General features: G+C 53.8%; 1 protein-coding gene. It reads right to left on the bottom strand.

What is annotated here, in order from left to right; translation table 11 throughout:
- Positions 1-210, bottom strand: a 210-nt coding sequence (locus KJA79_RS11645; RefSeq protein WP_213042222.1) for a hypothetical protein, incomplete at both ends; no start/stop codon positions are given.

Here is a 210-nt window from a genome sequence, read left to right as displayed (position 1 = left end):
CACGTCGTAGAAGAAGCCGTCTTCACGATCCCACAACTCGATGTTCTCACCGCCGATGTTATTCATGGCGCGACAGATGTAGACGAAATGTTCGAAGAATTTGCTGGCCACGTCTTCATAGGCGCGATTGTCCCGGGCCAGTTCCAGCGCGATCGTCAGCATGTTGAGACAGTACATGCCCATCCAGCTGGTCGCATCCGACTGTTCGAT

The sequence above is a fragment of the Nitrospira defluvii genome, from assembly GCF_905220995.1.
In the GTDB taxonomy this organism is placed as follows: domain Bacteria; phylum Nitrospirota; class Nitrospiria; order Nitrospirales; family Nitrospiraceae; genus Nitrospira_A; species Nitrospira_A defluvii_C.
This window is presented reverse-complemented; position numbering and strand designations above follow the sequence as displayed.